Genomic DNA, 23,960 nt, shown 5'->3' with positions numbered 1-23,960 from the left:
GACCGCAGTAAACTGCTGCAAAGAAGAGGAGATTTTTAGTCTCCCCTTCTTTATCAATCAGATCATACAATCAACTTAACGCCCATTAGTTGATAGCAGCCAAATTTCATAAACAGATTCAATCCGTTATTGCTGAATTTGATTGGATAGTAAGACCTGCAACATATCTTGTTGATGCACAGCTATCTCATCTTCCAGCCAACGACCTTTATCTTTCATCAGCCGAATCATAGCAAGCAATTTAAGACTATCAGTCTGGTTATTGGCAAGGCTTGCTTCAAAGTGCTCCTGCTTCTGTTGCGGCTGGAAGTTACTCAAGCGCGAGTTCTTGCTGTGGCTGATAAGGCAAAGGTTGCCAAACGAATGGAGTGCACTCTGCTCAACCGGTTTATAGCCATCCATCGGATGCTGGGGTGAGAAGTGCTCCACCGAGCTGCGGAAAGTGAACTCAAAGGAGCCAGCAACTTTGTCGCTATTCCGATCTCGTACCCACAGCAGATAGTCGAGGAAGTTGAAGACAAAGTTGTTCTCGATATGACCGAAGCGAAGTTTGGATGTAATCACCTTGTGCCAACTCTCATCCACATTGATGGCGGGCAACAGGGCGTTATCAAGGTAGAGCATCTGGTAATAGGAAGCCCCTTCACCAGGCGCCAAAAAGCGCTGGAAGACAAAGCGGCGAGCCTGACTCTCCAGATAGGACAGATAAGCCCCGGCATCCACCGGTTGATCAGGGTGACAATTGTCGAACAGATATCTCAGTGCACCATTCAGCCAATGTTTGTAAACCAGGGTCGGGGTCGACACATGAAACGCCGACAGCAACATCAGGACCCGCCGGTTAACACCAGAGAAACCATTCTCATTTTCATCCTTATCAAAGGTATTGATGTAACTGACGCTCTTTTCCGAATACCAGTGCAGCCGCTTCAGACTCCAACTATCCTTGCCATCGGCAAACTCGCGCTTGATGATGAACTGATCAAACAGATACTTGCTCTTTAACAGGCCATAGATAAAACGCTGAACTGCCGCTACTGGATCCGGTTGCCTTATCACTCGCAGCTCAAACTGATCGATCAGTTGTTTATCATCAAGCGGCACCCCCTCCGTATCACCCGGGTCGCGGCTCACGAGTCGCAGCACATGGAGCAAGAAGTTGGAGAAGTTGATGACGCTGTTAAAGCGCTCGGAACCTGCGCTCTCCTCCTCCACCGTCTGCTCACCATCAAGCTTGTCATCCTGCAAAATGGCCAACAAGGTGCGCCCTTGGCTACCGGCAGCTGCACGGCTTTTATCGGCAGCGTCGGCCGTGTTTGGGGATCCTAGCAGATCAAGCAGATGGGCAAAATCACGGGGCACAAACTGACCCCAGTCGCTCTCACCAAACAGACGGTGGCGCTCTTGCGGGGTAAAGCCGTACTGGATATAGCGCTCCATATTGGCGCAGGCATCCCATACCCGGGTCAGGATATGAATACTTTGGCGACGATGCTCTTCCTCGGGTATCTGGTTCAGCGTCTCCATCAGCCGCGCCTTGATCACTTCATGCTTTTCCAACTGCTCGCCGCGATTGTTCATCGCCTCGAAGAAGTGATTGAGATCGGTATCCTTGGGTACTTCGATACGAGAGATCTGCACATGCTTGAAGAGGTAGTCGCAAAAGGCCGTCAGTTTAGCCCCTACCAAACCAAGATCCGCCATTGCCTTGCCAATCAGCTCAAAACCGTTCACCAAACCTTCATTGAAGGTACTCCCCCGCAAATCGTAGGGGGCAACACCCTGCCATAAGCGCTCGAAGGTATGGCTCGATATCGGGCGACTCTCAAAAGCGAGGTTGATGGTCTGATACCAGCTCATATCCACCGAATCTATCGCGTGATGTTTGAGCCAATTGGCCAGCAGAGAGAGGGTAGTAAAGCGCTGCTGGCCATCGATTACCTCGAAACTGCCATCGTCCCGGGCAAACACCACCAGGGTGCCGATATAGTAGGTTTGCGGCCCCTTACCACTGACCAATTTTTGCTGATAATCCAGAACATCCTGCAGCAGCTGGGTGATCTCTCCCTCACCCCAGGCATAGTTGCGCTGGTACATGGGCACCAGATAGCGGGCGCGATCTTCAAGCAGTGCACGAATGGAAAAGGGGCGAACGCCTGCATCATTCATAATATTTCATCTCCCGAAACAGCCCGACCAGCTCATCTTCGGCACCATTGCGATTGTTCTTGTTCTCTCGACTGCTCATGCTAGGCAAAGGGAAGCCGTGCAGATCTCCCGGCAGACGAGCATCACGAATGGCACGGATCAGATTGTGCTCCAGCACATAGTTATCCATGGTTGCCAACTGCACTACCTGCTGGCGGATGCGGCAGCGATAGGCCCAGATAAAGCACTTCTCGATGGCCAGTGACAGCCCTTGGCTGCCGAACTTGTCGATATAGAAGATCAGGGCGCAGTCGAACATGGCCCGCACATAACGATCCCCGGTGCGGTGGCGACGCTCGTAGCTGCCCAGGGTCGATAGCACCTTGCTGGCCATCGGTGTCAGCGTTTCGCCGAGCAGGGTGGCAGATTGCGCCTTGCCGGAATCAGACTCCTCGGCCACGATGGCGGCCACCCGCGTCTGGTAGTACTCGGCCATCTCGAAAAAGCGCCGACCATTGATGATCATCTGGTCGAGATGAAAGGGAAACGTCATGTACTGGCCGTCAATCTTGCGCTGGTACTGGCTGTTGTACTCATCGACAAAGTGGTGGGCGATGCGCAGCGACTCCACGTAAGGATAATGCCCTACCCGATCTAGGTTGACCCCCTTGAAGAGATCCACCTCCCCCTTGCCAAAGTAGCGGGCCGACTTGCCCTCGGCCCACTGGCGTACCCGATAGAGATAGAGGGCGAACAGATTGGCCAGCTCGTCGCTTGGCAGGCGCTCCCAATGGGCGACCGCCTCGGCCTTGAGATTGGCCTCATGACCGGCAAACTCGCGCAGGTGAAATGCCTTGAGCAGATCGTGAGGAGCCAGATCGCGCCCCCGGGCATTTTGCGAATCGAAGAACTGGAACGCCTCCGAGATATCCTGCAGTACAAAGCAGACCACCTGACAGCGGTTGAGCAGAAAGTCAATTTGCTGCTCGTCAAACTCAGGGCGGGCCACCAGCCGACGCAACTCCAGATAGTTGCGTCTGAGGTTGAACTCCGAATCCCGGCTGGGGAAGCGCTGGCGCTGCATAAACGCATCGATAGGTCCACGCAAAACCTGCAATTGCTCACGCAGATCCTGACGTTGAAACCGGATACTCTTCTCTTTGCCACTGCGATTTTCGTTATCCAGCACCTCGATCAGCGCCTTGACGGTCAACATCAGGGTCAGGGTGCGTTGCTGACCATCGACGATATCAAGCATCTCGCCCTGCTCACTATCGGTGTGCTGATGAAACACCACCGAGCCCAGCCGGTAGGCGCTCTTGTCCTGATGGGTTGCCAAATCGGTAAAGAGATCCGAGATATTCTTGGAGCCCCAGCGGTAAGGTCGCTGATAGCTTGGGATGGCCAGTTGGGGAATGGCCAGCAACTGGCGTACCGACTGCACTTGATTATTAATGCTCTCCATCATGCCTCCTGCGGTATGAAGTGGTCAACAAAAACTGGCCACCGCGTTAGAGTTTTTCCAGTATCGATTTTCTGATTCGTTTGGCGGTAACCCACCATTATATTCGTGCGGTCTTAGTGCGCTGTAATATCCAACGATATAGTCCGTTATTGCGTGAGCTGCATCGCTGAAGCTTACATAGCCCGTCGCCGGCACCCATTCGTTCTTCAGACTCCTGAAGAAGCGCTCCATTGGGCTGTTATCCCAGCAGTTTCCACGCCGACTCATACTCTGCCTGATCCGGTATCGCCACAGTAACTGCCGGAACGGCCTGCTCGTATAATGGCTGCCTTGATCGCTGTGGAACATCGCCCCGACGGGCTTACCACGGGTTTCCCATGCCATTTCCAGTGCTTTCATGGTGAGCCTGCTGTCCGGCGAGAACGACATGGCCCAGCCCACTGATTTTCTTGTGAACAGGTCGAGAACAACGGCGAGGTACGCCCAGCGCTTACCCGTCCAGATATAGGTCACATCACCGCACCACACCTGATTTGGTTCCGTTACGGCGAACTGTCGCTCAAGATGATTCGGGATAGCAACGTGCTCATGACCGCCACGCTTATACCGGTGAGTCGGCTGCTGACAGCTGACCAGCCCCAGCTCTTTCATGAGCCTGCCAGCAAGCCAGCGTCCCATCTGGTAGCCCCTCCGGGTTGCCATTGTGGCGATGCTTCTTGCTCCGGCCGAACCGTGGCTGATGCCATGTAGCTCAAGTACCTGACTGCGTAATACAGCCCGTCTGCCGTCTGGCTTTTCAGGACGGTTTTTCCAGTATTTGTAGCTGCTGCGATGAACCCCGAACACATGGCAGAGAGTGGCCACAGGATAACGCGCCCTGAGTTTCCCGATTATCGAGAACTGTTCAGGGAGTCTGACATCAAGAGCGCGGTAGCCTTTTTTAATATTTCATTTTCCATTTCAATACGTTGTAGCTTTTTCCTAAGCTCACGGATTTCAATTTGTTCCGGGGTAATGGGGGAGGCTTTTGGTGTTTTGCCCTGCAGTTCATCACGTAATTGTTTCACCCATCGCGTCATTGTGGAAAGGCCGACATCCATAGCGCTGGCTGCATCTGCCACGGTGTAGTTCTGGTCAACGACCAGTTGAGCGGATTCGCGTTTAAACTCTGCGCTGAAATTTCTTTTTTTCATTATGACTCCTGTGTTGTTCTGAGGTGAGCATATCACCTCTGTTCAGGTGGCCAAATTCAGTAAACCACTTCAATATCACCACGTCAAAGGGTGACAGCAGGCTCATAAGACGCCCCAGCGTCGCCATAGTGCGTTCACCGAATACGTGCGCAACAACCGTCTTCCGGAGCCTGTCATACGCGTAAAACAGCCAGCGCTGGCGCGATTTAGCCCCGACGTATCCCCACTGTTCGGCCATTTCCGCGCAGACGATGACGTCACTGCCCGGCTGTATGCGCGAGGTTACCGACTGCGGCCTGAGTTTTTTAAATGGCGTAAAATCGTGTTGAGGCCAACGCCCATAATGCGGGCTGTTGCCCGGCATCCAACGCCATTCATGGCCATATCAATGATTTTCTGGTGCGTACCGGGTTGAGAAGCGGTGTAAGTGAACTGCAGTTGCCATGTTTTACGGCAGTGAGAGCAGAGATAGCGCTGATGTCCGGCAGTGCTTTTGCCGTTACGCACCACCCCGTCAGTAGCTGAACGGGAGGGACAGCTGATAGAAACAGAAGCCACTGGAGCACCTCAAAAACACCATCATACACTAAATCAGCAAGTTGGCAGCATCACCGACAAATGAGCCCATTGGAATAAGTTAGAAACTACATATCTGCCAACAACATCCCAGCCATACCATCCAGTCGCTTCTTAACCTTTTCCCAGCCCGGCATAACCTGCCCCATCAGACGGTAAAACTCCTCGCTGTGGTTGTGCTCAGCCACATGGCATAACTCATGTAGCAAAACATAATCGATACATTCTGAGGATGCCTTAACCAGCCATGGATTCAGGGTCAGACAGCCTTTTGCTGAACAGTTGCCCCATTGCGTTTGCATCGCCCGCAGACGTATCGGAGGACGCTCACTGACCCAAAGGGTCTGCGGAATCAGTAAATCAAGCCTGCGCTGAAAAACATCTCTGGCACGTTCCCGATACCATTCAGCCAGCAAGGCTTTAATCTTTTCTGCCGATTTGTGTCTGACAGTCACTTCCAGACGCCCACGCAACATTTTCACTCGTTGCGGCACAGTAGCGTCTTCTGTCACTTTCAACTGATATTGCTTACCGAGATAATAATGGCTTTCTCCGCTGACATACTGACGCGGAACAATGTGTGTCTGTTGCTCCCTGAAATCACGCAGTTGCTGGTATATCCAGCGCCCACGTTTTTTCAGCGCAGACAATACCTCGTGCTCCGGTGTTTCAGGCGGTACAGAGGCCACAACCCGGCAGTCCGGATAAACCTTGATGAGCACCCTGCCCTTTACGACCTGACGCGGAACACACTGTACGGTGATGACATCATCACCATAAACAATGCGTAACGCTTTCACTGCTGGCGACTCTTTTTCACTCATGATTTCATCAAACCAACGCGCAGTATCTGGATGATAGTTTCCACAATACGGTTTACCTGATTCATTCCGGCACCAATTTCCCGGCAGGCCGTAAACAGCAGTGGTAGCAGACTTGTCTTAACGACTTTCTCAATGTCCTGGGGGTTCAGGGAGTTTTCTGCCACCGCTTTGACGATAATGTTGTCCACTTCAAAAGCCAGCTTCGTCCACTTATCCTGCACCTGAACGTCGTTTACCGCAAAAACCTCAGGTAGCTCTTTTTTAAATACACCGTAATACGCCTGAGCATGCTTGTTTACCGCCAGTGCATCCGGGATATCGCTGAGCTTACGGGCTTCAACCTGTTCTTCAAATTCACGGAACAAGAGATACTGTTTCAACGGATGGTCGAACAGTTTTTCAGCCTCTTCAATAGCCATACGCAGGAGTTTTGAAAAGGCTTCCTGAGCATACGGGTCATCACGCAGCTCCTGCTCAATCATCTTTGTCACACGGGTTTTAATGATGTCGGTTTCATTGCGGGTTTTATTGTTGTCCCACTCTTCGGGCTTTTCTCTCTTGCCCATTTTACCGACTTCATACACGCCATCCGGTTCACGAACCTCAACGCCGGTGACATGCTTATCCAGCAGTTTTTTCACCTGCTCAGCGTAGTCGTCATAATTGACCTGCTCTCCACTGACCTGCATCGCCCACTGGCGCAGGCTGGACATCTGTTTTACGGTTTCTTTATAGAGATTTCGGTCTTGTTCCGTAAAGCTCTTGTCGGTGAAGAAGGTAGCGGACTGCAGTGCCACTTTCAGGCATCCGGCAAAGGCCGTTAACGCCTCGAAGAAATCATCACGGGTTTTCTGATGGATATCGACCATCTCTCCGTCACGTTCTTCCATTTTAGGCACCAGTACCGCACGTAACTGCTCAGTATCATTTTTGTTTTTAACACCGGCAAATATGGCCCACAGCTGGTTATACAGATGCGGTAGACGCTTGTATTCAGAGCTCATGGCGCTGTACAGCCCGTCAATATCTTTGATATCGTATCCGCCCTGAGTTCGGGAGGCGAGGTCCTGATATTTGCCGATAGTCGTGTCCAGCTCAGTCAGAATACCGCGATAATCAATCAGCAGACCGAACTTTTTCAGTGGATGCAGTCGGTTCACCCGCGCAATCGCCTGGATAAGGTTGTGGGACTTAAGCGGCTTGTCGATATACAGCACGGTATTCTTCGGCTCATCAAACCCGGTGAGCAGTTTATCAACGACTATCAGCAATTTGAGCTTCTCATCGGTATCGAAACGACTGATGATATTGCGGGTATACACAGACTCATCCTGCGTGCCGACGTTATCTTTCCACCATTTCGTCACTTCCGGCAGTTTGCTTTCATCCACCTCAGTATTCCCTTCCCGGGTATCCGGCGGGCTGATAACTACAGCTGACTCAAACAACCCGGCTTCATCAAGATACTTTTTATATTTGATGGCGGAAATCTTGCTGTCGCAGGCAAGCTGGCCTTTCAGTCCCTCATCAATATTCTTCGAGAAGTGCGTGGCGATATCGAGTGCGATCAGACGGATGCGATCATCTGCACTATAAACCTCACCTTTACGGGCATATTTACGCTTAAGGTCGGCTTTTTGCGCTTCGCTTAACCCATCGGTAATACGATCAAACCAGGCATCTATTGCCCGATCGTTAACCTCAAGGTCGGGAATACGTTCTTCATACAGCAAAGGTGTAACGGCTTTATCTTCTACCGCTCGCTGCATGGTATAAGCGTGGACAATAGGTCCGAATTTATTGGTGGTCTTATCTTCTTTTAGCAATGGCGTACCAGTAAATGCCACAAAGGCGGCGTTCGGCAGTGCCAGTTTCATTCGCACATGGTTCTCACCACCCTGGCTACGGTGTCCTTCATCAATCAGTACGATGATGTCGGGGCTGGTATTGACGCATTCAGGAAGTTTTGTCGCTGAATTAAATTTCTGGATTAGGGTGAAAATGATGCGTTCTTTACCGGAGCCAATCTGTTTCGCCAGCATCTGCCCGGATGTCGCCATTGCATTGGCTTTGTCTTTTTTCCCGGCCAACTCGCCGCCGGATGCAAAGGTACTGCTGAGCTGCCCTTCAAGATCGACACGGTCCGTCACCACCACAATGCGACACTGCTTCAGGCTGTCATGAAGAATCAGCGCCTTACTGAGGAACACCATGGTGTACGATTTACCGGACCCCGTGGTATGCCAGATCACACCACCTTCTCTGCCCCCGTCCGGTCTGCGGGTGCTTATGCGTTCCAGCAGCCTTTTAATCCCGAACACCTGCTGATAGCGGGCGACAATTTTCCCGGTCTTTTTATCAAACAGGGTGAAAAAGCGGGTCATCTCCAGCAGACGTTCCGGTGAAAGCAGGCTGATGAGCAGCTTATCCTGCCCGCTGACGGCCAGTTCACCGGCGGCGATTAACTGTTGGTACCAGTCGAGATCGGCTGAAGGACGATGATCAAACAACGCATGAATTTGTTCAGTCGATAACTTATGATTGCGCAGCGCATACATCTGCGCGTAAGTAATATCTTCTTCGCGCCATGCCGCCCAGAATTTCATTGGTGTATGACAGGTACCGTAGCGCCCGTCATGCCCGTTAATCGACAGTAATATCTGGCTGTAAGCAAACAGCTGCGGGATTTCGTCGTTGAGCTGATTGCGGATACTCTGGGATATCCCTTCGTCAATGGTTGGCCCTTTCTTGCCGTGACCCGCCGGGCTTTTCGCTTCAATGACGGCCAGCGGGATACCATTCACAAAACACACAATATCCGGTCTGCGGGTTTCAACACCACCTGACCGCAATACCGTAAATTCTTCAGTAAAGTGGAACTGGTTATTTTCCGGATGTTCCCAGTCGATCAGCGCAATGGTGGGGTTGACCTTCTTGCCATCGACAAACTCCGTGACGGCGATACCGTAGAGCAGATGGTTATACATCCGTTCATTGGCTTTGAGCAGCCCTTCATTCAGCGCCGGAGAACAGACCTGTGATATCAGGTTATCCAGTGCTTTTTCCGATAACTGGCAGGTTTTGCCACCCGCCATAAAGGAACGCTTCGACAGCTCTTCACGCAGAACCGGACGCAGCACCACCTCATCCTGTTTATAGCCCCGGTAATCCATAATCTGTTTCGGAGATAAAAACGTCCAGCCGAGGCTGGTCAGTAACGTCAGTGCCGGGATTTTGGCGCTGTATTCTTCCTGGAATTTAGGTTGGTAGTGCTTATCCACCCGGTAATCCTTCTTGGCTAAGAGGTGAAACTGTATGTCCTTACGGACATACTCAAAATGAACGAAGACTTATGATGAAAAGAACGGCGAGTCCCGATAAAGGCGATTGTACTTGACCTGTTCTGTTTCGCCCTTGTTTACATTACCAAATTTCTCCTGATGCGTCGTACAGCAGGAACCACAGGATGCACAAATAAATCGTCCTTCTGAACATTTTTCATGCAAATCCCTGGCGTCAATTATTTCGCTGCATTTGTAACCAATACAGTGATTAATGTAATGCCCGATACCAAACTGTTCGCACGAATGACTGGCACATTTAAAGACGGTCAGGCGATACGCGGCCTGGAAAGGTTGTTTCACAAATCCTTTCGACTTTGTATCCCAGACGCTGACTTCGACACGAGCATATTTCATATCTGGAACCATCAGCACCCCACAACTTCGGCAATGCAAGCGGGAATGTAATTCTCTGATACGGTTGAAATACCCAGCCAGTTTAATTGGGAAATCCCGCTTAGATGGTTCTCCTGCAACCATATAGGTCATGCCATAGTGCGCAAGCCAGTCATAAATAGTAAAGTCGATGTAATCCCGACTGAGCTCGGGTAGTACCTGCGGATCATGGCAGACTTTCGAACGACAAAGGTATTTTTTCTCTATCGTTCCATCAGACTGTTTTGCATTCCAGTGAAATGCTTCACAGGATAATTTTAAATTCCGGGAACGAATTTTCAATGAGCTACACTGTGGGAACAATTTGAAAACAGAAGGATGGCTTACCGGGATTTTACCCGACAACACTCCCTGCCATATCTCATGCAGAATAATACTCAGAACGGACTGTTCATCGTTACGCCCAATCAGCGGTAACAATTTACTCAGAATAAAGTATTCAGGGTCAGAAGAAAATTCAGCATTTGATTCAACATCATTAACAAAACTGAAATCTTTCCTAAACATCTTCTGTTTAATCAAATACTTATTGACAAAAGGGCTAATCACGGAATGCTTGTAAAATTGCTCTCTCGATGAGAATTTCTGCTGATAGGCATCACGGACAAACGGTTTTATATCCATTTTATTTTTCGTGAAACTACGTCGAACAAAATTCTTTATATCATCATGCCGATGCTCAAGAATCCGCTCGCTACTTATACAATCGTAAAAAGCCAGGTAGAGAATAGCACTTATAGATATATGGCTGAGTAATTCATTGATGATGTCCGATGTTGAAGCCCCCTGGCAATCCGTAGCCGCAGAACACCTTTTCACCCAAACAGCGAACTGATCAATGTTATTATCGATAAATGACGAAGGCATGACCACAGGAGATATTTGTTGTGCGGTCAAATCATCAAAATTCTTATCAGAGGCGAAAAGTGCAAACTGGTTATCGTAGTTACGTGATTTTAAAAATAGCGGCAAGACTTTTGTAGCAGCTATATCACTGGTAACTAACCGAATTATAGCCCTTTCGCCAAAGGACTGAGTGAGGAAATTAATAACGCAGTCACGATAACGCCAACGAGCGAAATCAACGCCCTCCTCAATAATAGCCCGGAGATATTCAATGAGGAGCTCAGCCGTCTCCTCATCTGTTTTATCAAGCAAGTGAACGTTAAAAGCCGTAGGCTTACCATTTTTACCTGTACCTTCCCTGAACAGCACCGGTGTATTGTCAGCGGGTGTATAGTTCCGGCTTATCTCATTCTTATGAAAAAACAGCTCATTACCATTCTCTGATAAGAGAAAACCAAAGTTATTCTCCCGATCCGTTTTGCTGTTGTAGCCTCCGAACCAGAGAACATTTCCTATGTACCACCGGGAACGATCCAGATTGTTCACTGCCATGAGCAAGCCCCCTTCCGCTTTGTCAGTGCAGGCAGCACTTTTTAAATTTTTTACCGCTGCCACACTGACACGGGTCATTACGACCGGGCAGTTTTTCTGCCCCCTTCACGGGAACAGGCCGGGATGATGCCTCTGACATTCTCACCGACAACCAGTGCTGGTAAAGCGCCAGTGCCGCAGGCTGAATTAGAGTAATACTCTGTTCAAATTGAAGAGGTGACATTTTCTCAACCACTGGGAAGTTCTTTTCGATACCATGAAGGGCTATCGCCTCCAGCGAGGGACGTAAGGCCTCTGGCAAGGCTGACCAGTCATCCAGAGACCGGCCTTTCATATACCCGAAACACCACTCTTCGACGATGGTATATGTCTTCCCCTTCACCTCACGTCCATTGAAAATCGGTTCAAACTGTTCAGGGGCCTCATACAGGCAGCCAGCGATATCGTTCATATGCTGAAAACACAGCCCCACAAAACGCGTCATCTCTTTTTCAGTGGTCCAGCGAGGGTGGTAATCACCTCGCCCCCAGATAGCACTGAGCCAGGTATTAGGGGAAATCGTATTCGGGCCAGAGACAATCGCTGTCAGAAAGCCATCCAGCTCAGAGAAACAGAGCACAGAGTCATCATTGCCGTATTTCAGCAACACCTCTTCCAGCCAGTCGATTTCCCGGTCAGTCAGTGGACCGCTTTTCGTCAGTTTCATTCGGCAACCGCCTCATCGACCTTAACACGACGTTTGCCAGTCAGTAGCTGTTGCATCAGGGCTTTTTTCTCATCTCTCAGGCAGGTGAGTTTTTTCTCAAGTGTGGAGATTTCAGCATCCGCAGCAGAAAGTACGGCTGCGATTTTTTGCTGTTCTTCAACACAGGGGAGTTTAAGCTCTAACTTTATCAATTGCCTTTTTGAGAGGTTGTAGCGAGTTACTCCCTGACCTAATGTCGAAATTTGACGGCGTACATGTTCACTACGGAATAGGTAACGAGCATATTTTGGAATAAGAGTCTCGAAGTTATTCAATCGAAATCCGAAGCAAAATGAGTTTAAGAAAACCTCACTAACCTCTTCCAATAAAACCGAAGACATCCCAACCTCTTCTGGCGTCTCCGATGATGTAGTGAAAAATATATCGCCGTACTTTACAACGGATTGGCGCTCATCATCATTAACCTGTACGTACTCTAGGTTTTGAATATCGATTCTGGAATTTTTGAAAATATTGATGTAAGGGATATATGGCTTACCTGCACCAAAATCCTCCTTGGTCTTCCCTGTTAAACCGGTATAGGTATCACCCAAGTTGCCGAAAATGGTATATTCCCACTCCCCACTAAACCTCACCCCATTCTCATCCAGCAAGCGTTTTTTCCCGGTAAGCAATTGCTGCATCAGGGCTTTTTTCTGCTGCTGACTGTTGGTGAGAAGCTTTTCCGTCACCGAAATCGCCTTATCCCAGGTTGACAGGATTTGGGCGATTTTCTTTTGTTCGTCAAAAGGAGGAACAGCTATTCTTAATTTCTTAAAATATGGAAGACCAATTGTTTTAATTGTAGAGCCAACAGCTTGCCTTTCGAACTCTTCTTTATTTAACTGCAACCAATTATAAAGATACCAACTATGAAGCTTTTCTTTATTATCACATTTCCAGGCAATAAAGTGCTGACTCACAGCCATTGGCGTAGCCATAACACCACTCTTGCCAACACCTGCGTCACGCGATAATACAACCGTTTCCGCCGGATGTACTTCAGCTGAACTATTTTTGATGCCCTCTAGAGATATTTCTTTATCGGTTTCATAAACGTACCCTTTATCAAGGCGACATGAATCAGCGAGGGAAATCCATTTAATGCCACCATTCCAATATTCCGGGAATGATTTACTCGGTGTATGGCCACTGCATCTTTCAGCAATATTATCCAATAAATTGTAGCTCCACCCTACAGGCAGCTTTTGCAATATTATTTCACGAGCCATAACCAAGCTCCTTCAGATAACCCGCCATCTCTGTTTCGAGTTTTGACAGTTCCACTTTCAATTGCTCACGTTCGGCACGCACAGCCAGCAAATCGATCTCGTCTTCTTCCTCAAAGGTATCGACATAGCGCGGAATATTGAGGTTGTAATCGTTGTCCTGAATTTCCTTCAGGCTGGCAAGATAGGCGTATTTCTCAACGTTATCGCCATCACGGTAGGTCTTGACGATTTTCTTAATGTTTTCTTCGCTAAGCTGGTTCTGGTTTTTACCTGCCTTGAATTCACGGCTGGCATCGATAAACAGCACCTTGTCATCCACTTTCTGCTTTTTGAAAATCAGAATCGCAGCCGGAATCCCCGTACCGTAGAACAGTTTTTCCGGCAGACCAATTACCGCATCCAGCAAATTTTCGTCGATCAGTTTCTGGCGAATTTTACCTTCGCTGGAGCCACGGAAAAGCACACCGTGTGGCACAACTACGCCCATACGACCCGTTCCCGGTTTCAGGGTTTCGATCATATGCGAGATAAAAGCGTAATCTCCTTTAGTCTTCGGCGGTACACCGCGACGAAAACGGCCAAACTTATCGTTCTCGGCCTCGTCATGGCCCCACTTATCGAGGCTGAACGGTGGGTTAGCGGTCACGATATCAAACAGCATCAGGTCGCCATTTTTATCGAGCAGCTTCGGGTTACGAATGGTATCGCCCCACTCGATTTTATGGTTGTCTTCCCCGTGCAGGAACATATTCATTTTCGCCAGCGACCACGTGGAGCCAATCGCTTCCTGACCGAACAAAGCATAGTTACGGCTTTCATGCCCGGAGACAATCTTACGCCCGCACTTCATTAACAACGAACCAGAACCACAGGCAGGGTCACAGATGGTATCACCCGGTTGCGGATCGAGCAGTTCTGCAATCAGGTCCGAAACTTCCGGCGGCGTATAGAATTCCCCGGCTTTCTGCCCACCGCTGGCGGCAAAGTTTTTAATCAGATATTCGTAGGCATTACCGATAACGTCCAGCGTACCTACACGGCTTGGCTTCAGGTTAAGATCTTCACCGGCAAAGTCTTCCAGCAGCTGGCGCAGGATGGTGTTCTTCTGTTTTTCTTCACCCAAGCGGTCAGTGTTAAACGAAATATCCTGGAACACGCTTTTCCCGGCATCTTTCAGTTTGGTGCCGTTGGCTTCTTCAATCGCATGCAGCGCCTGATCGATACGCTCACCGTTACCCGGCTCATGGCGGCGTTCGTACAGCGCATAAAAGCTGGCACTTTTTGGCAGTACAAAACGCTCGTTGGCCATCATCGCTTCAATCAGTTCCGGCGCATCGCCATACTGTTCTTTGTATTCGTCATAGTGATCCTGCCAGACATCTGAAATGTACTTGAGGAACAGCATGGTAAGGATAAAGTCTTTATAGGTATCAGCACTGATGGTGCCACGGAACGTATCACACGCGGCCCACAGGGCTTTGTTGATCGTGTCCTGACTGATTTTGTCGTTCATGAATCATCCTGGTCTGAAGAAAAAGCTAGCGATGCAGGGCTTTGCATCTTAAAAATTGCGGTAAATGATACCGTAAGATGCCTCCCCTGACACGCCAATATCGCAGCATTCAGGTTTGCATCATCCCCGTAATATCGACATGAGACAGACTGACACAACCTGGCTCGTCACTCGCTAAAAACCAATTATCTTAGTAAGATAGCATCCATATTAGCCATGGTGTAAAACTGCCGTTGGGGTAATGATGATCCATATATCACCCGTTCTGGTGTGTGGAGCTGACATGATCCATAATCGGCAACGTTGATGCCCTTTGATAGTAATGATGACCGTCAATGTGATTCCCCTGCTGACTGGAGGTCTCCGGATAGTATGAGTATTACCAACTGCGTTATCGGCCCACTTTACGATGAGCAAATAAAAAAAACACTTATGTATGCTGACCATAAATTCAAGCGGCTAATGAATACACGAATGTCGTTACTCGAACATTTATCACCCCACTATGACTTATCTTCCATGTTCAGCTATGAGTTGGAGGGAAGAGTTTTTCGGATTAAATTGATCAAGCCTGAGATTAAATTATCTCGCCAGCAGTTGATCTTCTCCTCACTCTTTTTAGAGCAAGATTTTCTAAAAGAATATAAAAAACACATCTCAAATACTCTACAAAAAACAATCAAACAGTGCATTAAAAAATACAAACAAAAAATCAAAATCGAGCCTTCTATTTTAGATTACATATCAGCGTCACCCCGCAATACGTCGAGTTATGTATTACATGAGATAGTTTCTCAATGTGAACATTGCGATGAAATTCGCAATATTAAAAATGATATATTGCTTGATGAACTAACGTTGAATGGCCGGATCACTAACATTTCAAAATACATTAAAAATAGTCAAGATAAAATCGTCGAACATATAGAATTCTGCACTCATAAACTTGTCAATATAAGTCGTAAGAATCGTCACATTTTCAACAGCACCACAATCTCCGGCAGAAAACCCAACATCACTGGTGTTTTACTTTGCCTTTCAGAATTGATAAGCAACCTGCATATTTACCCAACTGAAATTAATAATATAAGCAATGCCATAATATTAAGCATTGCATACTCTGTACTTCAACATCTTCAATCCGGAAGAGAAACAGAAAAAACCAAAACCTCTCCAGCACTGGATTTTATCCCCACCATCATCGCACCTCATGTTTTCTACCTGGCGAAACGCGAAGAATCCTCTCAATATAAATACATTGAAAAAGAATATCTTCTCGGCCAGTTACTTATATTTTTGATGTATAAAACAGTTTACTACTCGATTCATAGCATCAGGGTAAGCCGTAAGCATTTCTATAACGATATAAAACCAAAATTAATGGCATTAAAAAAAGAAAGCTTATTAAGCACCAATTTCATGAAAAATCGAAGTGAGATTAGAGGTGAAGTCTTTGGTGATGTTGGTAGTATTGAGGCTGATTTGAGGGAAATCAGCACATTGATTCATCGGCGAAAGGCTCTGTTTATTTCCTTTTAATCTTTAGAGAACACTATATCATCGTGAAGCAGAGCTAATTTCAGCCTTGCATAGATCATTATCAATGCCATAGACAGTGTTAATCATATGACATCGTTCCGGTATTGATACTGATTATCAGGCCTTGGTTTTATGTAATTTAAACACCACCATCTCTGAAACCTCATAGTGCTCATATTTTAACCATAAAAACTAACCGATTTACACCCGCCACACACCGTCATAACTTATTGTATTTAAATAGCTATAAGCCTCTAACTCACTGATTACACCATTAAATTCAAGCCATATCCTTACGCAGATTCAAGCTTGCCCCTGCTGCCATTCACGTTTTAGGATTACCTCGCTAACACGACATGCTACTTTTTAAATCAGTGTAATAATTCAAACGAGGATAAAATTATGTTCGAGAAAATGAAAAACAATGTAACCCGTATACCGGGGAATTTAACAAAACTTAATCAATACCAAAAAGACATTGATCACCTGTCTAAACTATTTTCTGAACAGCAATTACTGGAACTAATGACGACTACCGAATCCGATCAAATATTGCAAATGAAGCCTGCTGTAGATATTCTTCATGTACTATCTCCATCAGCATCTACTGCTAAGCATATCAATTTTTTTCAGCACGTCCCAGTGCTCGAACAATGGTTAAAAAAGGAGTGCACTGCCTTTAATTTACTGGCAGTATATTTCTATTCACAGCAATCCCGTAAAAATGTAATTCCGAAAGAAATCTGTATGCTACTGGATGCATTTATTAAAACTGAACTTTCATCTGCGGTTAATGGTAATAATAATGCCGAACTCCTTTCTTGTTTTCTAAACACGCTGGATAAAATGTGCAATACACTAACATTTATAGACCACACAGTTACGGAACAATCAGGTCAAGTAGCAATGCTTGATTTCAGCGCAAAAATGCATGAATATACTGTTGAAATCAGGACCTTTTTGAAGTCTGAATACTGGCTAAACAAACTACCTAAGGATATTAACATTCCAGCCATTGACCTATCCTGGCTTGTGTTTTGTTACTTTTGCTCTGAATATCTTTTTGTATTTATTCAAACAACGCTCAATACAATGAAGGCAGGAAAAATCATTCGTGATAACTACCTTTATCATCCTAAAATGATTGCATTGATCATTTTATCTATGCTGCCTTATGAAGTCATTCATAACGATGGATCACTGAATAAGTTTAAAACGCCTTTAACCAGCCCTGATGAGTTCATAATCAAATCTATTTGCATTAAAGGTAAGCAAAACACTACAGGGCATAAAAAAGATATCGAACAATTGCTTCGTAAGACATATATCTATATTGCATTACTCTTAAACCCTGAGTGGGCACCATCTTCCAAGGAGTTGATTTCCTTTTTATCAGGAAAGTCCACAGTGATAAGTGGTTCACTCAACTTCCAGTCAACCTCCAGTGGTCTGGGTGTTCAAACAAACAATATAACTCTTCTTAAGAATGAGGTTTATTTCGAAAAAATAGCGAACAAGATCATGAAACTGTAGTTTCTTAATATAATGGCGACATGGAATTGTGTTGCCATTATATCCGAATCTGCGTTTTTTCACCTGATGAACTGTGAAAGCTGTAACTGGCAGACTATAACCTCACATCGTATTTTTCCAGTGTCATTTACAGGAGAAATACGATGCCTATTCTGGATCTGCGTTTCAGCAACAAATCAATTCACCAACTTCCACATCCCCTCACGGGTTGTCAGGAATACCGTGATATTCACTGCCAAAACCTGCGTGCTCTGGTGTATCCCAATCGGATCACGCTGGCCTTTCGTGCCACTATAAACAATCAGCGTATATATGAAACCCTGGGTCAGTTCCCTCAGCTCTGCGTTGAGGATGCCCGTCAGCATGTGATGAAACTGCTTGCTGATAAAAATCGTCTTGCGGTTCAGTCCCGTCGATTCACTGTGGAACAGGCCATCAATGACCTGTGGCTACCGGATTTGCAGTTGTATAAAAAGAGTCCTCAGTCAGAGTTGTCAAAACTCAACCTCTACGTTCGCCCGTTCTGGGGCAAGCGGCAACTTCGCGACATCACGGCAGGGGAACTGGAACAATATGCTGCTGGCTTACGGGAAAAATTACGTCCGTCAACAGTAAACCGGATCCTCGCAATATTGTCCAAAATATGCTCTCTGGCAGTACGTGCTGGATGGATCACGCATTCCCCGATGACACATGTCCGCTATCTGAAAGAAAATAACATTCGCTATCGCACACTATCAGCGACAGAAATCCCGCGCTTTATTGACGCGGCAACAGCGCTGCAAACACCGGCAGCTGATTCTATATTGCTTGCTCTTTATACGGGGATGCGTATTGGTGAGGTATGTACCCTGAAATGGGAGTACTGGCACCCGGATATGCATCAACTCATACTGCCTGATACAAAGTCCGGACACCCTTTCACCTGCCCACTTGCACCTCCAGCCATTGCAGTTGTCCAGTGCCAGCAGGACCTGATGCTCAGCAAAACTTACATTTTTCCACAACTAACCGACAATGCCCGCCCTCTGGCATATCCGCGTGCAACCTTTGCCCGTATTTGTCGGGATGCCAACATTGATAACCTGCGGATGCATGACCTGCGCCGTACCTTTGCCACCCGGGTACTACAGGCGACCGGGGATATTGCAATCGCTTCCCATCTGCTAAATCACCATTCACTCACGGCGACCCGTCGCTACGCTTTTCACAATGCAGCGACATCGCACGCAGTGGTTTCTCAGGTCATAGAAAGTTATGACACGAAAAAATGAACCTATGATCTGTGATTCGTGATTGATGCAACACTCGTTTAAGGACGGTATTGTCATTGCATGCTTCTGCAGGGCCCTGCATTAAGCCATCAAAGAATGTGGATTGATATTAAATCCGCGTGGCTTCTTCTTCTCTAAAACCGGAGGTTTATGTATTTAACCATTAAGCAGTTTGCAGAAAGATTTAATCTTTCCGCATCCACGGTTGCGTCAGATATATCGCGCAACCCAGGAAAACTCCCGCCCTTCATCAGAATTGGGCGGGCTATACGATTCTCTCTTGACGATATTGTTGAGTGGGAAAATGCACATCGTCAAAACAAACTTAAAGGTGATATAAATGGTTACTAAGAACACGGAAAATAACGCTAATAATGCACTGAACATTATTCCTGAATCAGCAAGCACAGCTGTAGACAACGATGAAAAATATCTGTCCTTTGCATTAGTTCTCGCTATCACGATTATGGACAACTTAGTAAAGCTCATCGGCACAGATGGCTTCGTACTTTATACCTACACCCTGCAGGACACGGCTACTGCTCGTGCTGTTTTTAATGAATTAGCCAGGCGTCTCAAAAATTTCAGTTGTCAGGAGGAGATCTACACCACCGACGCCCTCACCTTTCGAATGAAATACATTTACGGTGTTACCTTGTTCGAACATGATGGTAAATCTATCCTCAGCCTTTTTGATAAGAAGGGCTATCCGGTATTGAGTGAATCAGGAGAACCCGGTTCTCTTGATGATATGTATAATGAAATTAAAGCCCGACTGCATGGCGGCTACGCCTCAAAAAAGTTTCTTCAGTTACATGAAAATTGTCTGTTATCTGCACGCGTCACCCCATCTGTGGAAAAGACGCAACGTGGCATCCTGATTAAAGCAGGCAGGAACCTCGTTTCATTTATCCATGCAGATGATGAATCACGCAAAACCGATATTTTCAAATCTGTAGTAAATGTTATTAAATCTTGATTCTTTATGCCGGGACACAGCTCCCGGCATTTTTTCGGAGTTAACTATGAGCAATAATTTGCAGGACATCCTCGCTGCCGCCTCGGGGTATCAGTCCGTGACTTCAGAGCCAGCGCTCAATCTTAAAAGACCTAAAACGCTTGATGATTATCCTGTGATACCACCTGCATCAAAAAAAGTATCTGTTATTTCAAGTGACCTGACACTCCATATCGGTTTTGATACCGAATATGTTTTCAATCCTGAAACACAACAGAATGATATTCTGTCATATCAGAGTTATGTTGTCTTACCCGATAATACAGGTATATCGAACATTATCTATCCACCTGACTCACAGAAAAAATCCCGGCTGTCTTTTAAGGAATTTCTCTGTCAAACGATTACACCGCTTCTTGAAACGGGTGTGATTACAAAATGGCCCGGTATTATTAATATATATGCGCATTTCATTCGTGCGGATATCGCCTCCTTTGCTAATTTCTGGTCAGACTACAAAATTCTTCTGAAAGGAATACGCGGTACTGTCAGCAGCTTCAAAAATCGTTACGGTATCGATTTTGATGAACAGCAGGAACGTCGCGTAAAGACTGAACAGATAATGTTTGACAAACGAACTTCCCCTCCGCGTTGCAGTAACGTAGCTTTCATCGATACACTGCTTATCACTCCCGGGGGTATGGGTCTGGCTGAATGTGGTGAATTACTGGGTCTTCCCAAACTCACCATTCCTGCCCCTTATTCCATAACCAATATGCGTGAATATCTTCTGGGGGACAGAGCAGGGTTTGAAGCCTATGCTCTGCGGGATGCCGAGATTGCGGTTCGTTATGCTTTACAGGTTCGCAATTTTTGCGCCCGGGAGCTGATGATTGATCGTGTCCCCGCCACCATCGGGGCGATGGCAGTTTCACGGTTCACCAAAACACTTAAAGAAAACAATATGTCTCCTGAAGTCTGCCTTGGGACACACATTAAAACCCGTGAACTCTGGCTCACGGAGAAACAGGCATTCCGGACAATTAAAAACCCCGCCAGTGTTCCTTCAAGAGAGCTGTTTGAAACGTTCCCGATCAACTGTTACCACGGCGGACGCAATGAGTGTTTTATGATGGGGGTTACACCGTCTGATCACTGGTATGACTACGATCTGGCTGGAGCGTATACCACCGGGCTATTAGATATCCTCATACCCGATTACGGAAACATCCGCCTCAGTAAAAATCCGGACGATTACTGTGGGCATGTGATGGGGTTTGCGCTTGTCACATTTCGGTTCCCGGAATCAGTTCCCTATCCCAGCCTGCCGGTTCGGACCGATCAATATGGGTTATTCTTTCCATTAAGTGGCGAATCATGGGCAACGGCACCTGAAATCGAACTTGCTCTGTCGCTCGGGGCAGAGATGACGATCCATAATGGGATCATCGTCCCCTGGATCTGTGACACCTCCCCACATAACAGCGAATCAACATCGGTGTTTCTTCCCTTTGTTCAACAGGTCCGTGAGAACCGTAATCGCCATATTAAAGGTTCTTTGGAGGAGAAATTCTGGAAAGAAATTGGCAACTCGCTTTATGGCAAACTTGCTCAGGGCCTTCGCGCCAAAACCGCCTTTGATACTGCCCGTGGATTAAACAGATCCCTCCCACCATCATCGGTTACTCAGCCATTCTTTGCTGCGCATGTAACGGGATTTATCCGCGCCGTTGTCGGGGAACTCATGAATGCTTTGCCTTCTGATTCATCGGTTGTCAGCGTCACAACCGATGGTTTTTTGACAAATTGCCCACTTGACAAGATAAACATGAGCGGTCCACTGTCTTCCCGCTTCCAGTCGCTGTGCGATATTGTTGATCCGGGTTCATCAATGTTGACATGTAAGCATGAGGTCAGCCAGCTTATCGCCATGAAAACCCGGGGGCAGTTAACCTATAGAGCTATTCAGGGAAAACCTGTTGTTCATGCCAGGGCTGGCGTCAAACCTCCTGCCGATATTCCACGCAGTGACTATAACGACTATATGGTAGATCTTTACCTTAATCGTTTACCCGGTCAGACGTTATCCCGAAGTACGTTGATATCAACGCGTGAGATGTGGCTGTCGGAAAGCGATCTGGTATCCCGGGAACAGGATATCCGTCTTAATCTGGAATTCGATTTCAAACGCCAGCCCGTACAGCCCGCCATGAATGAAGGGCATTTACTGATGTCTTCCCGCCCGTGGGATAATATGGAAGAGGCTCTGCAGCAACGCTCCCTTTTCGACGACTGGCGGCAAACGCATACACTGAAGACCCTGGCTGACTGGGATGACTGGTGTGATTTTCTCTATTGCCGGACGGTGTTTTCTGATATGAAACTAAAAGTCGGAAGCAAACGTAGTGATGATATTTTAGTCAGACTATTTCTCCGGGCGCTGACTCAGTGCCAATGGGGGCTGATGCCGAAAGATAAAAAAAGTTATTCCTGTAAAGAGGTTGCTGAATGGCTGACGTCAGAAGGCTATTCAGTAACGGTGACTGATGTAAAAAATGCGGTAAGAGCAAAAATACCCCAAATGAAATTTAGTTCTGTAACACCGCGAATGAAGTCACTGATGGATATCATAGCCCGTAAATATCCGACATTCTGTCTTCCAGTTTGATAACCGTTAAATCTCCCCCAACTCCTTTAACAGAAGTTGGGGGCTTAATCACAGGCAATCGGCATCAAAACAGTGAAATAACTGCCGCGCGTCAGGATGACCATTTACATGATAGATCCGCATGGCATGACAGGTGATACTCTGGAGATTAGCCGCCAGCCTTTTCCCCATATTCACCAGTATGCCGTGTGGTATTTTACTGCTTGTACTGTTTACTGTCAGAGTAAAACAATTTGTTTCAACGCTGACCTCAATAAAATCATTTCCAAATAATGTACTCACAACCTGCCTGATTGTTTCTTCATAATCTGTCAGATCAATGACATCACGCCATCTCGCATTTACGAGTTGATACTTTCTGATATGTAAATACATAGAACCACCTTTATGTTATTTCAACTAATATGATGTTCTCCGATATTACGAAAATATTAATCATCATTGTAATTGCTGATAACCTCTCTATCCTTCGGATCTTACGTTCCCCCCTGCCTCTCCGACTTGATGGCAAAAGTGCATGGCCAAATATGCAGCAAAAACAGGTCATGTACAGGTCAGGATAATAATTATCACCCTGAGCGTAAAAATACACATGGACAGGATGAGTCCACATGTTATTTGATGATTCCAGCAATGTTTTAATACATTGATAATTAATGAGTTAATTTTTTCTCCGTCACAGTAAAAGTGGACTCATCCTGTCCATTACTTTGCTGAAAATATCCTCTTCGCTGGCATTAACCGGATAAACGAATGGGTAAGCACGATAAACTTGGATATCGACTCGGATTGATATTAACTCGCCTGAACAATGGTGAGTCACTAGCCGTCCGGGAGCTATCTGAGGAATTTAACGTTTGCGAAAAAACTATTCGTCGTGATCTTACTCAGCGCCTGTGCTATCTTAGTCTGATTCGACAAAATGGTCGCTATCGCCTGTCTAACGGTGTTCTCGGTCAACGCAGCAATGCTGATTTACGTCATTTCACGCGCATCCTGGGCATTGAAGGGCTGTTCCCTCGCTGGGATGACAGGCTACTGGGTGGTGCTGCCAACTTACTGATTTAGTGTATGATGGTGTTTTTGAGGTGCTCCAGTGGCTTCTGTTTCTATCAGCTGTCCCTCCTGTTCAGCTACTGACGGGGTGGTGCGTAACG

The 23,960-nt window shown here is 46.9% G+C and carries 18 protein-coding genes and 1 pseudogene; 8 read left to right on the top strand and 11 right to left on the bottom strand.

The annotated features are described in order from the left end of the window. Positions 1 to 126 precede the first annotated feature (126 nt). From ACJHWK_RS11050 to ACJHWK_RS11005, 10 genes and pseudogenes are all read right to left on the bottom strand, one after another. Positions 127 to 2,169, bottom strand: a complete 2,043-nt coding sequence (locus ACJHWK_RS11050) for a DUF262 domain-containing protein (RefSeq protein ID WP_410234839.1) — start codon at positions 2,167 to 2,169, stop codon at positions 127 to 129. Then, positions 2,162 to 3,613 carry a DUF262 domain-containing protein gene (locus tag ACJHWK_RS11045; RefSeq protein WP_000443938.1) on the bottom strand — a complete coding sequence of 484 codons (1,452 nt, stop codon included), beginning with the start codon at positions 3,611 to 3,613 and terminating at the stop codon, positions 2,162 to 2,164. The genes ACJHWK_RS11050 and ACJHWK_RS11045 overlap by 8 nt, the downstream gene beginning before the upstream one ends. A 24-nt stretch (positions 3,614 to 3,637) precedes the next feature. Continuing rightward, a protein-coding gene (locus ACJHWK_RS11040; protein WP_410234838.1) for an IS3 family transposase occupies positions 3,638 to 4,806 on the bottom strand; the annotation gives its coding sequence in 2 pieces (ribosomal slippage) (positions 3,638 to 4,557 and positions 4,557 to 4,806; 1,170 coding nt in all). A gap of 55 nt (positions 4,807 to 4,861) precedes the next feature. Continuing rightward, positions 4,862 to 5,364: pseudogene (locus ACJHWK_RS11035) on the bottom strand (IS1 family transposase); the annotation flags it as partial. Between the two features lie 86 nt (positions 5,365 to 5,450). Beyond that, positions 5,451 to 6,206, bottom strand: a complete 756-nt coding sequence (locus tag ACJHWK_RS11030; protein WP_021567410.1) for a M48 family metallopeptidase — start codon at positions 6,204 to 6,206, stop codon at positions 5,451 to 5,453. After that, complete coding sequence (locus ACJHWK_RS11025; RefSeq protein ID WP_410234837.1) at positions 6,203 to 9,487, bottom strand: type I restriction endonuclease subunit R; 3,285 nt, start codon at positions 9,485 to 9,487, stop codon at positions 6,203 to 6,205. Before ACJHWK_RS11025 ends, ACJHWK_RS11030 begins: the two co-directional genes overlap by 4 nt. 69 nt (positions 9,488 to 9,556) lie before the next feature. Beyond that, positions 9,557 to 11,419 carry a cold shock domain-containing protein gene (locus ACJHWK_RS11020; RefSeq protein WP_225567503.1) on the bottom strand — a complete coding sequence of 621 codons (1,863 nt, stop codon included), beginning with the start codon at positions 11,417 to 11,419 and terminating at the stop codon, positions 9,557 to 9,559. Next, entirely contained in the window at positions 11,364 to 12,047 is a 684-nt protein-coding gene (locus ACJHWK_RS11015; RefSeq protein WP_063078877.1) for a YecA family protein, read from the bottom strand. Before ACJHWK_RS11015 ends, ACJHWK_RS11020 begins: the two co-directional genes overlap by 56 nt. After that, complete coding sequence (locus tag ACJHWK_RS11010) at positions 12,044 to 13,318, bottom strand: restriction endonuclease subunit S (RefSeq protein WP_094319091.1); 1,275 nt, start codon at positions 13,316 to 13,318, stop codon at positions 12,044 to 12,046. The genes ACJHWK_RS11015 and ACJHWK_RS11010 overlap by 4 nt, the downstream gene beginning before the upstream one ends. Beyond that, a complete protein-coding gene (locus ACJHWK_RS11005; RefSeq protein ID WP_048266629.1) occupies positions 13,308 to 14,831 on the bottom strand; it encodes a type I restriction-modification system subunit M in 1,524 nt (507 codons plus the stop codon). Before ACJHWK_RS11005 ends, ACJHWK_RS11010 begins: the two co-directional genes overlap by 11 nt. Positions 14,832 to 15,137: 306 nt before the next feature. Here ACJHWK_RS11005 and ACJHWK_RS11000 point away from each other — a divergent pair, with 306 nt between their 5' ends. From ACJHWK_RS11000 to ACJHWK_RS10975, 6 genes are all read left to right on the top strand, one after another. Continuing rightward, on the top strand, positions 15,138 to 16,370 hold the full coding sequence (locus ACJHWK_RS11000) for a hypothetical protein (protein WP_311264723.1): 1,233 nt from the start codon (positions 15,138 to 15,140) through the stop codon (positions 16,368 to 16,370). Positions 16,371 to 16,772: 402 nt separating this feature from the next. Continuing rightward, positions 16,773 to 17,903 carry a hypothetical protein gene (locus ACJHWK_RS10995; protein WP_086625230.1) on the top strand — a complete coding sequence of 377 codons (1,131 nt, stop codon included), beginning with the start codon at positions 16,773 to 16,775 and terminating at the stop codon, positions 17,901 to 17,903. Positions 17,904 to 18,046: 143 nt separating this feature from the next. Then, positions 18,047 to 19,177: a tyrosine-type recombinase/integrase gene (locus tag ACJHWK_RS10990; RefSeq protein ID WP_086625229.1), complete on the top strand. Its 1,131-nt coding sequence runs from the start codon at positions 18,047 to 18,049 to the stop codon at positions 19,175 to 19,177. A 150-nt stretch (positions 19,178 to 19,327) separates the two neighbouring features. Beyond that, positions 19,328 to 19,528, top strand: coding sequence for a helix-turn-helix transcriptional regulator (locus ACJHWK_RS10985; RefSeq protein WP_000281555.1), 201 nt, complete (start codon positions 19,328 to 19,330; stop codon positions 19,526 to 19,528). Next, the gene (locus ACJHWK_RS10980) at positions 19,518 to 20,156 is read left to right on the top strand and encodes a hypothetical protein (protein WP_021579294.1); all 639 of its coding nucleotides are present in this window, start codon (positions 19,518 to 19,520) and stop codon (positions 20,154 to 20,156) included. Before ACJHWK_RS10985 ends, ACJHWK_RS10980 begins: the two co-directional genes overlap by 11 nt. A gap of 46 nt (positions 20,157 to 20,202) precedes the next feature. Then, positions 20,203 to 22,803: a hypothetical protein gene (locus ACJHWK_RS10975; protein ID WP_086625227.1), complete on the top strand. Its 2,601-nt coding sequence runs from the start codon at positions 20,203 to 20,205 to the stop codon at positions 22,801 to 22,803. 48 nt (positions 22,804 to 22,851) lie between these two features. On the opposite strand, the gene ACJHWK_RS10970 is transcribed toward ACJHWK_RS10975, so the two are convergent. Then, on the bottom strand, positions 22,852 to 23,178 hold the full coding sequence (locus ACJHWK_RS10970; protein WP_161544050.1) for a hypothetical protein: 327 nt from the start codon (positions 23,176 to 23,178) through the stop codon (positions 22,852 to 22,854). A gap of 378 nt (positions 23,179 to 23,556) precedes the next feature. On the opposite strand from ACJHWK_RS10970, the gene ACJHWK_RS10965 reads away from it, so the two are divergent. Together ACJHWK_RS10965 and ACJHWK_RS10960 are read left to right on the top strand one after the other, a co-directional pair. Beyond that, entirely contained in the window at positions 23,557 to 23,871 is a 315-nt protein-coding gene (locus tag ACJHWK_RS10965) for a DeoR family transcriptional regulator (RefSeq protein WP_244600512.1), read from the top strand. Between the two features lie 28 nt (positions 23,872 to 23,899). Beyond that, a partial coding sequence (locus ACJHWK_RS10960; RefSeq protein ID WP_001623223.1) for an IS1 family transposase occupies positions 23,900 to 23,960 on the top strand: 61 nt, incomplete at its 3' end.

The sequence above is a fragment of the Escherichia sp. WS547 genome (assembly GCF_046486065.1).
In the GTDB taxonomy this organism is placed as follows: domain Bacteria; phylum Pseudomonadota; class Gammaproteobacteria; order Enterobacterales; family Enterobacteriaceae; genus Escherichia; species Escherichia coli.
The sequence above is the reverse complement of the archived record's forward strand: the minus strand, read 5'-3'. Positions and strand labels throughout refer to the sequence as shown.

What these genes read in the sequence shown, in the direction of transcription:
- ACJHWK_RS11050 (WP_410234839.1), bottom strand. Translation starts at nt 2,169, where the DNA reads ATGAATGATGCAGGCGTTCGCCCCTTTTCCATTCGTGCACTGCTTGAA.
- ACJHWK_RS11045 (WP_000443938.1), bottom strand. Translation starts at nt 3,613, where the DNA reads ATGGAGAGCATTAATAATCAAGTGCAGTCGGTACGCCAGTTGCTGGCC.
- ACJHWK_RS11030 (WP_021567410.1), bottom strand. Translation starts at nt 6,206, where the DNA reads ATGAGTGAAAAAGAGTCGCCAGCAGTGAAAGCGTTACGCATTGTTTAT.
- ACJHWK_RS11020 (WP_225567503.1), bottom strand. Translation starts at nt 11,419, where the DNA reads ATGACCCGTGTCAGTGTGGCAGCGGTAAAAAATTTAAAAAGTGCTGCC.
- ACJHWK_RS11015 (WP_063078877.1), bottom strand. Translation starts at nt 12,047, where the DNA reads ATGAAACTGACGAAAAGCGGTCCACTGACTGACCGGGAAATCGACTGG.
- ACJHWK_RS11010 (WP_094319091.1), bottom strand. Translation starts at nt 13,318, where the DNA reads ATGGCTCGTGAAATAATATTGCAAAAGCTGCCTGTAGGGTGGAGCTAC.
- ACJHWK_RS11005 (WP_048266629.1), bottom strand. Translation starts at nt 14,831, where the DNA reads ATGAACGACAAAATCAGTCAGGACACGATCAACAAAGCCCTGTGGGCC.
- ACJHWK_RS11000 (WP_311264723.1), top strand. Translation starts at nt 15,138, where the DNA reads ATGCCCTTTGATAGTAATGATGACCGTCAATGTGATTCCCCTGCTGAC.
- ACJHWK_RS10995 (WP_086625230.1), top strand. Translation starts at nt 16,773, where the DNA reads ATGTTCGAGAAAATGAAAAACAATGTAACCCGTATACCGGGGAATTTA.
- ACJHWK_RS10990 (WP_086625229.1), top strand. Translation starts at nt 18,047, where the DNA reads ATGCCTATTCTGGATCTGCGTTTCAGCAACAAATCAATTCACCAACTT.
- ACJHWK_RS10985 (WP_000281555.1), top strand. Translation starts at nt 19,328, where the DNA reads ATGTATTTAACCATTAAGCAGTTTGCAGAAAGATTTAATCTTTCCGCA.
- ACJHWK_RS10980 (WP_021579294.1), top strand. Translation starts at nt 19,518, where the DNA reads ATGGTTACTAAGAACACGGAAAATAACGCTAATAATGCACTGAACATT.
- ACJHWK_RS10975 (WP_086625227.1), top strand. Translation starts at nt 20,203, where the DNA reads ATGAGCAATAATTTGCAGGACATCCTCGCTGCCGCCTCGGGGTATCAG.
- ACJHWK_RS10970 (WP_161544050.1), bottom strand. Translation starts at nt 23,178, where the DNA reads ATGTATTTACATATCAGAAAGTATCAACTCGTAAATGCGAGATGGCGT.
- ACJHWK_RS10965 (WP_244600512.1), top strand. Translation starts at nt 23,557, where the DNA reads ATGGGTAAGCACGATAAACTTGGATATCGACTCGGATTGATATTAACT.